At 33.0% G+C, this 7717-nt stretch carries 6 protein-coding genes and 1 pseudogene; all 7 read left to right on the top strand.

Translation table 11 applies throughout. From position 1 onward, the window contains the following. A pseudogene (locus ACTJIP_RS22950) lies at nucleotides 1-749 on the top strand (hypothetical protein); the annotation flags it as partial. Nucleotides 750-852: 103 nt separating this feature from the next. Further along, nucleotides 853-1152 (top strand): hypothetical protein, encoded by a 300-nt coding sequence (locus ACTJIP_RS22955; RefSeq protein ID WP_440705137.1) that lies wholly within the window; start codon nucleotides 853-855, stop codon nucleotides 1150-1152. A 60-nt stretch (nucleotides 1153-1212) separates the two neighbouring features. Beyond that, nucleotides 1213-1467, top strand: coding sequence for a hypothetical protein (locus ACTJIP_RS22960; RefSeq protein ID WP_440705138.1), 255 nt, complete (start codon nucleotides 1213-1215; stop codon nucleotides 1465-1467). A 4-nt stretch (nucleotides 1468-1471) separates the two neighbouring features. Next, the gene (locus ACTJIP_RS22965; protein ID WP_149389415.1) at nucleotides 1472-1834 is read left to right on the top strand and encodes a hypothetical protein; all 363 of its coding nucleotides are present in this window, start codon (nucleotides 1472-1474) and stop codon (nucleotides 1832-1834) included. Nucleotides 1835-2084: 250 nt separating this feature from the next. Continuing rightward, the gene (locus tag ACTJIP_RS22970; protein WP_440705139.1) at nucleotides 2085-2624 is read left to right on the top strand and encodes a hypothetical protein; all 540 of its coding nucleotides are present in this window, start codon (nucleotides 2085-2087) and stop codon (nucleotides 2622-2624) included. Between the two features lie 237 nt (nucleotides 2625-2861). Further along, complete coding sequence (locus ACTJIP_RS22975; RefSeq protein ID WP_440705140.1) at nucleotides 2862-4412, top strand: T9SS type A sorting domain-containing protein; 1551 nt, start codon at nucleotides 2862-2864, stop codon at nucleotides 4410-4412. A 4-nt stretch (nucleotides 4413-4416) separates the two neighbouring features. Then, nucleotides 4417-7626, top strand: coding sequence for a hypothetical protein (locus tag ACTJIP_RS22980; protein ID WP_440705141.1), 3210 nt, complete (start codon nucleotides 4417-4419; stop codon nucleotides 7624-7626). Nucleotides 7627-7717 lie beyond the last annotated feature (91 nt).

Consider the following 7717-nt stretch of genomic DNA (forward strand, 5'->3'; position numbering starts at 1 on the left):
CATTGGCAGAGAAATCAAGAAGATTTACACCATACAATTATGCTTTTAATAATCCAATGAGATTCATTGATCCAGATGGAATGGAAAATTTTGATGTTGTGCTTAAAGGAAGTAGATCACAGGAAGCTTTAGATCAACTACAATCTTCTGTTGAGGGTGAGCTTAACCTCTCTAAGGATTCAAATGGTAAAATTAGTGCAACTGCTGTAAAAGGAGCTACCTTGTCTGAAGCAGCAACAAAATTACTAAATGCTACCACTGATCATAGTTTTGTGGCTGAAATTCAAACTGATAACGATATGCGTATTGATGGAGATAATACCAAATATTTAGGAGGAGCTTCTAGAGGATCTAAAACAGATCCGCTTACTGGAATAACGACGGCCACAAATGTAGTGAATCCTGAAATGTTAGGGAATCTGGACAAAGCATATTATGGTTCTCAAACTGGATATGGAATACTTCATGAAACTTTAGAAGCTATTGTTATGGCACAATGTTTTCCAAATGCTCCAGCTGCAACATCTGAATTTAATAATAGTCAAGGTTATGACTATGCACATGCTGAAGCCAACAGGCTTGATCCTAGAAATATTGATCCAAATCCTAATTGGACATCAATACAATCTCCAAATTATACTGTAGGATCTGGCAAGTATATTGAATATACAGATTCTTATAGAATCCAAAATGTAAAAACAAAAGAAGTCCGTGAGATTGGAAGTTATAAAACTCTAAAACGTAAATAAAATGAATAATTTTAGCTATATCATACTGTTGTGTCAACTATTGTTGGTGACTTGCTGCAAGGTAAATGGGCAATCATCAACCTCTATCCCAAATGAACTGATCATGGGTAAAGTTGTAAAAATAGATTCAACACAATCATTTTATATCATCAATATAGAATACGATAAAAATAAAAAAGGTGTATTTCTTTCACAAAAAATAAATTGTGAATATCCTAAAAAAAGTAAACTTATTAAAATTAACAATAGTTATATTTTTGAGTTATCTCGATTAATACAAAATAACTATAACGAAAAAAAAATAGTATATGAAGTTGAAGGCAAGGAAACTTGGAATAGTTTGTCGGGAATTGATTATTTTGAATATTCTTATAATACTTGTGGCCTTTACACATGGAAATGAATTGTAAGCGGTTAAAAGTATTGAGTTTCTTGCTTGTATAAATTAATCGCTCAAAAATCCTTGGAAACTAAAAGCGATGTTTCGATTAGTACTTCAGCTAATCTTAATCTCATTTTTAACGAAATGCATGATCTGACAAGAAAAATGATGCCATATGATAACATTATTATATCAGCGAGAACAAGAGCTGAAAATACTGCGACAGGGTTAAGAAAGTATTATGAAGGTTTTGCAGGAAAAATAGATCCTAATAATCAAGTTCAAACTACACCTTTATATAAAGTTTATAAAGATGATAAAAGATTAAGAAAATAACATTATGAAAGATATTCTTTTTTTATTTTTTCCTGCCATTCTGTGCAGTTGCCAAACAACTAATATTAAGATTAGTTCAGAGCCAATTGATATTACAAGAAAAATAATTTCTATTAAACAAGATAAAATGGTTAGTATACTAATAGCAGACAACATGGATATTATAGAAATATTTAAACCGACTAACAGTAATACTTGTACTAAAATTGAATTAGGGAAAAAATATTCCTTTAAAGTAACATCTGTAAGTGGTTTAATCCAACAAGGTGGTGATTCACCTAAAATATACGTTTTAAGTGACTCGACTATAATAAAGTATAACAACTATTATACAGCCGAAGAGGATCAGAATATTTGTATCAAATAAAATTCTTTTAACATAAATTCAATTTTTGCATATTGCAAAACGTAATAAAGCTGCATCCAAGAATGCAGCTTTTTCCGATATTTAAGCTTCAGATAAAGTACAGGTTACGTATAAAGAAAGTGGAGAATTCTATAAGAAGGGAATGGATCTGACACTTCATAATAATATTGAGAATAATCTAAATGTAGCTCTAACTATAGAGATATGAATACAAGAAAATTTTCAGATAATTATATTAATTTAAAATAAAATGAAAATACTTCAATTTATTTTATTTCTGGTACTTACAGGGATAAATGCACAAAGTAAAGATGCCAGTGATTTTTTTAAGAGTCATTCTGTATCTCGTAAAGTAAATAATGCATTATTATTTATTGATAAATCTAGCACAATTATATTAAATGATTATAATAAATCAGTCATTTATGCTTTAGTTGTTCCGAATCATGAAAATTCTTTTTCTGTTACTTTACAAAACCAATTACCAAGTATAGATAAAAAACAGTTAAAATGTTTTCAAATTAGCAATAATAAATTTGTGATTTTTGTTGATAAATCTGAGGAGAATTTTGCACAAAATGTAGCATACAAGAAAAATTTTGAACTTAAAACAAAAGAAGTAATTTCTTGTGATGGTTTATTTAAACAATTGAAATCAAATAAATTACCTAAAATTCCGGCAAATGTATTTGCATATTCGATTTTTGAAGAAACATTTGTTTATTTAGAAGACTTTGCTACTTTTGATGCGCTACAATATTTACAAATAGAATATGATTTAAATAAATAGTCTTTATAATAAAAAGCCCTTATCTCATCATAAGTGCTTTTTTATTTTATTGTGCAAAAAATTTTGGTTCTTATAATTTTTTTTCAAAAAAGATAGAAAATGGCTCTTCCAGATCAATATTAAAAACCTCCATGTAATTAAATACTGAATATTAAAATAAAAGGACAGTAATAGAAAAAACGTTAAATTTGCAACGTTTTCATAAAACTAATTACTAACTCAAACAACAACACGGGAATGAAAAAAATCTATCTCGGAGCGCTAACCTTATGCGCTATTCTGGGCACATCTGCTCAGGAAGTAGTGTGGCAAAAAGATATCAAATCCTCTACCCAGGATTTTCTTAGTCAGATCATTACAACCATTGATCAGCAGTATCTTATCACAGGAAGTTCTATACAGTCTAAAAACCAGTCTCAAGCGGGTGGCAGCCAGAAGCAAAATAACGGTTACGATTTTCACCTGGTAAAGCTAAACCAACAGGGAGAAGAAGTCTGGGAAAAGTATTTCTCAGGCTCTAGTCATGATTATTTGTCAGCAACTGTTACTACTCAGGATGGTGGAAGTTTGTTAGCAGGTACTTCGTATTCAGGGAAGGGTCTGGATAAGAAAGATGATTCTAAAGGAGGTTCTGATATCTGGCTGATCCGGATCAATGAATTCGGTGATGAATTATGGCAGAAAACACTAGGAAGTTCTTTTGATGAAGAAGCAAGAGCAGTTATTCAAACAACAGATCTAGGGTTCTTTGTTGCCGGAAATATACAGAATTCCTCAAAAGGATATGGATCGAAAGATGTTTTAATTACCCGACTCGATAAAGATGGAAAGGAATTATCACAATTGATTTTAGGTGGAAAAGGCTTAGATGAAGTGGAGAAGATGATTCCAACGAGAGATGGCGGAGCATTGCTTGGAATTTATTCCAGAAGTTCGCTGGGAGGAACAAAGAAAACTGAAAACTTTGGTGAGGGAGACTACTGGATCTTGAAGCTTGATAAAAACGGAAGGGTAGAATGGGAAAAGAACTTTGGAGGGAAAGGAGATGATCATTTGAGAACTCTGGCATTAACTTCAACGGGCTTTATCATTGGTGGAGAATCCAGATCAGAAAGGTCAGGGAATAAAACGGCAGGCCTCGAAGAAGGATCGGACCTTTGGCTGATGTCTTTAAATGAAAGAGGTGAAGAACAGTGGCAGAAATCTTACAATTTTGGCAATCGTGATATTCTGATGGGCATGAATGTGATTCATTCAGCAGATGCTCAATCTTCCAAAGGAATTTTATTGGGAGGCTACACCCAGGCAGAGGGAAGAGTAGAAACTGATGATGAAACGTTCTGGATGTTGTATTTGGATCATAATGGCAATGAGCAATGGAGAAAACACGTGGGTGGAGAATCCAGAAAGAAGGAAGAGAGAATGTCTGATTTAAAACTGAACAGAGACGGTTCCATTATTCTGGCAGGAACCAGTGCAGAAGAGCTCGGAAAAGAGAACTGGAAGATTGTAAAGCTGGGAGATAAACAAGTTGATCAGTTGATTGAGAAATACGATATCAAGATCTATCCAAATCCTGTTTCTGATTATGCTTATGTAGAAATTGGCTTTGATTTCAAAGATGCAGATATTCTGTTGTATGATATGAGTGGAAGACAACTACAGAATATTAAAACTAAGAACAGAGTGACCAAGATCAATACCCAGGCGTTAGTGCAGGGAGCTTATCTGGTGACCATAAAAACTGATACAAACAAAACAGCAAATGCTAAATTAATCAAGAAATAAAAAAATGAAAAAGATAATTGCAGCTTCTTTTATTATCTGTGGATATGCCCTTGGTTATTCACAATCTGTAGATGCAAAGGAAAGTAAATATAATCTGACAATTAAGTCTCCTGATGCCAGCCAGCTTTCAAAGCATACAGATATTCCAACTTCTACACATACTGGAACTGTTGGGATTGATATACCAATATATACCATAAAATTAGGTGATTTCAGCCTTCCAATTACTTTGAAATATCATGCATCAGGAGTAAAGGTAAAAGAAACGGCTTCTAAGGTAGGCCTTGGATGGTCTTTATCTGTAGGAGGTATGTCTCTTTCCAAACAAGTTTTAGGACGTGAAGATAAAGGTAAAATTCAGTATATAAATCCGGATAGTTTCAATCCTGTTCAAAGCAATCTTAATGATTATAATTTAGCAAAAAGTATCAAAGAAGAATTCTCACAACTTGATACCCAGCCAGATATCTATTCCTTCTCTTTGGGAAGTGCAGCTGGAGAATTCTATTATGACAGTTCAGGAAAAATTATTCAAATTCCTTATAGTACAGTAAAAATGGAAGATCCATTTGTTTTCACTGATGATCAGGGTATAAAGTATTATTTCAAAGCAGGAAATCAGACTCAAACTGTCGGCGGGAGCGCTCCAGCCCCTAATGACTTTAGTAATACAGATTTTATCATTACAAAAATCCTTTTACCAACAGGAAAAGAAATAAAGTTTAATTACCAGGCGAGTAGTTATAGTTATTTGAATAACTTTTACAAAGGGCTTAAGATTCCAAGAGCATGTGTATACCAGAATGGTATAACCTATGAAGAGTTTGTAACAAAGACCAATGTGCTTTCTGAAAGCGTATTGCAGAGCATTGAATTTGAGGGCAGTGAAGTGAAGTTTGTGTATGGTAATCGTGAGGATATCAATAATGGACTTTCTTTAAACAAAATAGAGGTCAGAAATCCTCAGCATATACTAATATCAGATTATAGTCTGGTAAAAGATTATTTTACAAGTACTGATTCCCCGTCAGCCCCCGGATATGATTCTGAAATTCCATATCTTATGAAAAGACTGAAGCTAAAAGAAGTGGTAAATTTAAAAGATAACTCAAAATATAAATTTCAGTATTATGAGAACAATCCATTACCCAATAGGTTATCAGATCAAACAGATTTTGTAGGTTATTATAATGGTAAATTAGCCAATCATGGAATTCCTTTTGTTAAATATGGTGATAAAATTTACGGGTTTGGTGATGATAAAAATCCTGATATTAATTATGCTGTTTCAGGGAGTTTAAAAGAAATACAATATCCTACAGGCGGAAAAATGGGACTGCAGTACGAGCTGGATGATTTTTATTTTGAAGGTACTGAAACACAAATAGGGAAAAAAGATTTTCTTATTTCAAATCTTGAACCGTTAGGTGGTACATTTAACGTTAATACAAATGGGAATACAGTAGATTTCAAAATTACTTTTCAAAGTACAGCGAATCCTGATGAAGGTCCTGTAGGCTCTTTACCAGAGGGGCCTCATTTTGTAGGTGAACTTCTGGATAATAACAATATTGTTCTAAGAACATTTCTGATCAATAAAGAATATGAATTTGTTGAAAATATAAAACCATCATATAAAATCAGAATCAGAAAGGTCGGAAATGTCAATAGTAGTCACTATGCAACTCTGAATGCACAGTGGTACGAAACGGTTTCAGAAGCCAAACAATATAATAAATCTGTTGGAGGAATAAGGGTTCAAAAAATAAAGAAAAGTGATGCAGACATATTGACTCATGAAACAGAATTTATTTATAGAGATGAAAACAATAAGTCTACAGGAAGATATATGGCAGATGATATTGAATATTCTTATATCCAGGAGATAGCGGAGGACCAGGATATGGGGTATACCTGTGAGCAAATGGTTATTAGTAATTCTGGAAACTTTAATATTAGTACTATTAACGGAAAACCTACGATTTATGACAGGGTCACTACCAGAAATAAAAATGTAAATAACAGTGCGGAAAGCTATGAGATAGTAGATGAATATATGAATATGTCGCATACCAATCCTAAAAATTCAAGAAGTCCAATCTTTACCTATGCCAATAACCAGTTTGCCCGTGGTATATTAACTGATAGAAAATATTATAATTCACAGCATAAACTTGTCAAGAAAGACTCATACACCTACGAATTTGATAATCACTTCAATAATCTTTCAAATGATTATAGCACCGGATTCCCTGGTCTTACAATAAGACCCTATTATATAGGGGTAAAGTCTATGACCTGTGCAATTCATGATGCCAATGGTGTTTGTATGGGACGTAATTATACTTTTACTCTTGATCGTTATGAGATGTCATCTGCCTGGGTAAAAAAGAAAATGGCAACAACCACTGATTATTTTGATAATAAAAATATCAGCCAAATTACCAGTTATACTTATGACAGTAGTTACAAACATACTAATCCAACAATTGTAAATGTTGATTTTCCAGATGTAATCCAACGTACTCAGTTTGAATATGCCTATGAAAAAGGAAACCAATTGATGATATCAAAAAATATGATTGGAATTCCTTTAGAGACTGTAAGCAGTAAAACAGTAGGTACCATTAGTAAAACACTATCAAAAACTGAGACACTTTATCCAGCCAGTCAGTCAGAAGCTGATCTAAAAACTTCGGGGTTGGTATTGCCTTATACTATACTTTCTACAGATTTACAAAACCTTGTTTCTACCGAAGTGACTTACGATAAATATGACAATAAAGGAAATTTACAACAATACACCACAAAAGATGGCATTTCAACAGTTATTATTTGGGGATATAATCTGACTCAACCTATTGCTAAGATAGAAGGAGCAAAATTAACAGATATCCAGCCGTCCTTAATTGATACTATTGTCAATGCGTCGAATACCGATGCTTCAGCGGGATTGAATAATGATGAGACAACCTTCTTATCAGGATTAAATTCATTTAGAAGTAATTCAGCATTATCCGGTTATCAGATTACGACTTATACCTATGATCCTTTAGTGGGAGTTAGAAGTATTACTTCGCCATCAGGGATTATCGAAAGCTATATTTATGATACTTCAAATCGATTAAAAGAAGTCCGTCAGCAGGAAAAAGACAGCAGTGGTAATATGATCTATAAAACGGCAAGAGAATTCAAATACAATTATAAAAACTAAAACTGATGAAGAAACTCATAATTCCAATAGGAATCTTGGTGGCTGGCTCACTTCAAGGTCAGCTTTCACCGGCAGAGAATTATATCTATAC

Origin of the sequence: Chryseobacterium sp. 22543 (assembly GCF_052044565.1) — a bacterium.
Classification (GTDB): domain Bacteria; phylum Bacteroidota; class Bacteroidia; order Flavobacteriales; family Weeksellaceae; genus Chryseobacterium.

What these genes read in the sequence shown, in the direction of transcription:
- ACTJIP_RS22955 (WP_440705137.1), top strand. Translation starts at nt 853, where the DNA reads ATGGGTAAAGTTGTAAAAATAGATTCAACACAATCATTTTATATCATC.
- ACTJIP_RS22965 (WP_149389415.1), top strand. Translation starts at nt 1,472, where the DNA reads ATGAAAGATATTCTTTTTTTATTTTTTCCTGCCATTCTGTGCAGTTGC.
- ACTJIP_RS22970 (WP_440705139.1), top strand. Translation starts at nt 2,085, where the DNA reads ATGAAAATACTTCAATTTATTTTATTTCTGGTACTTACAGGGATAAAT.
- ACTJIP_RS22975 (WP_440705140.1), top strand. Translation starts at nt 2,862, where the DNA reads ATGAAAAAAATCTATCTCGGAGCGCTAACCTTATGCGCTATTCTGGGC.
- ACTJIP_RS22980 (WP_440705141.1), top strand. Translation starts at nt 4,417, where the DNA reads ATGAAAAAGATAATTGCAGCTTCTTTTATTATCTGTGGATATGCCCTT.